Source organism: Tetzosporium hominis (assembly GCF_002265435.1).
Classification (GTDB): Bacteria; Bacillota; Bacilli; order Bacillales_A; family Planococcaceae; genus Chryseomicrobium; species Chryseomicrobium hominis.
Window position 1 is genome coordinate 1 of sequence record NZ_NOKQ01000255.1, and the last position, 2,957, is coordinate 2,957.

1 rRNA gene is annotated in these 2,957 nt (G+C 53.7%); it reads right to left on the reverse strand.

Annotated features, from left to right (window positions below):
- Positions 1 to 3 precede the first annotated feature (3 nt).
- Positions 4 to 2,930, reverse strand: a 23S ribosomal RNA gene (locus tag CF394_RS11925).
- Positions 2,931 to 2,957 lie beyond the last annotated feature (27 nt).

Below are 2,957 nucleotides of genomic sequence, written 5' to 3' on the forward strand. Positions count from 1 at the left end.
TTTTTGGTTAAGTCCTCGATCGATTAGTATTCGTCAGCTCCACACGTCGCCGTGCTTCCACCCCGAACCTATCTACCTCATCGTCTTTGAGGGATCTTACTTACTTGCGTAATGGGAAATCTCATCTTGAGGGGGGCTTCATGCTTAGATGCTTTCAGCACTTATCCCGTCCACACATAGCTACCCAGCGATGCCTTTGGCAAGACAACTGGTACACCAGCGGTGTGTCCATCCCGGTCCTCTCGTACTAAGGACAGCTCCTCTCAAATTTCCTACGCCCACGACGGATAGGGACCGAACTGTCTCACGACGTTCTGAACCCAGCTCGCGTACCGCTTTAATGGGCGAACAGCCCAACCCTTGGGACCGACTACAGCCCCAGGATGCGATGAGCCGACATCGAGGTGCCAAACCTCCCCGTCGATGTGGACTCTTGGGGGAGATAAGCCTGTTATCCCCGGGGTAGCTTTTATCCGTTGAGCGATGGCCCTTCCATGCGGAACCACCGGATCACTAAGCCCGTCTTTCGACCCTGCTCGACTTGTAGGTCTCGCAGTCAAGCTCCCTTATGCCTTTACACTCTACGAATGATTTCCAACCATTCTGAGGGAACCTTTGGGCGCCTCCGTTACACTTTAGGAGGCGACCGCCCCAGTCAAACTGTCCGCCTGACACTGTCTCCTGCCCCGATGAGGGGCATGGGTTAGAACTTCAATACAACCAGGGTAGTATCCCACCGACGCCTCCTCCGAAGCTGGCGCTCCGGGCTCTTAGGCTCCTACCTATCCTGTACAAGTTGCACCAAAGTTCAATATCAGGCTACAGTAAAGCTCCACGGGGTCTTTCCGTCCTGTCGCGGGTAACCTGCATCTTCACAGGTACTATAATTTCACCGAGTCTCTCGTTGAGACAGTGCCCAGATCGTTACGCCTTTCGTGCGGGTCGGAACTTACCCGACAAGGAATTTCGCTACCTTAGGACCGTTATAGTTACGGCCGCCGTTTACTGGGGCTTCAATTCGCACCTTCGCTTGCGCTAAGCACTCCTCTTAACCTTCCAGCACCGGGCAGGCGTCAGCCCCTATACGTCACCTTACGGTTTTGCAGAGACCTGTGTTTTTGCTAAACAGTCGCCTGGGCCTATTCACTGCGGCTCTCTCGGGCTTTCACCCTGTCAGAGCACCCCTTCTCCCGAAGTTACGGGGTCATTTTGCCGAGTTCCTTAACGAGAGTTCACTCGCTCACCTTAGGATTCTCTCCTCGACCACCTGTGTCGGTTTGCGGTACGGGCACCTCCCGCCTCGCTAGAGGCTTTTCTTGGCAGCGTGAAATCAGAAACTTCGGACATACGTCCTCCTCATCACAGCCCAGAGTGTCAGATGCGGGATTTGCCTCACATCACTCCTCACTGCTTGAACGTGCACTTCCAGCCGCACGCTTCCCTATCCTACTGCGTCCCCCCATCACTCAAATGGCGGGGAGGTGGTACAGGAATATCAACCTGTTGTCCATCGTCTACGCCTATCGGCCTCGACTTAGGTCCCGACTGACCCTGAGCGGACGAGCCTTCCTCAGGAAACCTTGGTCATACGGTGGATGGGATTCTCACCCATCTTTCGCTACTCATACCGGCATTCTCACTTCTAAGCGCTCCACCTGTCCTTCCGGTCAGGCTTCACAGCCCTTAGAACGCTCTCCTACCACGCATACCCTAGGTATGCATCCACAGCTTCGGTGAACCGTTTAGCCCCGATACATTTTCGGCGCAGCGTCACTCGACCAGTGAGCTATTACGCACTCTTTAAATGATGGCTGCTTCTAAGCCAACATCCTGGTTGTCTAAGCAACGCCACATCCTTTTCCACTTAACGGTTACTTGGGGACCTTAGCTGGTGGTCTGGGCTGTTTCCCTCTTGACTACGGATCTTATCACTCGCAGTCTGACTCCCAGATACAAATCATCGGCATTCGGAGTTTGTCTGAATTCGGTAACCCGGGATGGGCCCCTAGTCCAAACAGTGCTCTACCTCCGAGATTCTACATCTGAGGCTAGCCCTAAAGCTATTTCGGAGAGAACCAGCTATCTCCAGGTTCGATTGGAATTTCTCCGCTACCCACACCTCATCCCCGCACTTTTCAACGTGCGTGGGTTCGGACCTCCAGTGAGTGTTACCTCACCTTCATCCTGGACATGGGTAGATCACCTGGTTTCGGGTCTACGACCCCATACTCATTCGCCCTGTTCAGACTCGCTTTCGCTGCGGCTCCGTCTCCTCGACTTAACCTTGCATGGAATCGTAACTCGCCGGTTCATTCTACAAAAGGCACGCTATCACCCATTAACGGGCTCTAACTACTTGTAGGCACACGGTTTCAGGATCTCTTTCACTCCCCTTCCGGGGTGCTTTTCACCTTTCCCTCACGGTACTGGTTCACTATCGGTCACTAGGGAGTATTTAGCCTTGGGAGATGGTCCTCCCGGATTCCGACGGAATTTCACGTGTTCCGCCGTACTCAGGATCCACTCTGGAGGGCAATGGGTTTGGACTACAGGACTGTTACCTCGTGTCGTGGGCCTTTCCAGACCGCTTCGTCTACCCCTTGCCTTTGTAACTCCGTATAGAGTGTCCTACAACCCCAAGAGGCAAGCCTCTTGGTTTGGGCTCTTCCCGTTTCGCTCGCCGCTACTCAGGGAATCGATTTTTCTTTCTCTTCCTCCAGGTACTTAGATGTTTCAGTTCCCTGGGTCTGCCTCCGACCAGCTATGTATTCACTGGAAGGTAACACGCCATTACGCGTGCTGGGTTTCCCCATTCGGAAATCTCCGGATCAAAGCTCACTTACAGCTCCCCGAAGCATATCGGTGTTAGTGCCGTCCTTCATAGGCTCCTAGTGCCAAGGCATCCACCGTGCGCCCTTATCAACTTAACCTAAGTTGTCGCTCCAAACGGAGCTTAA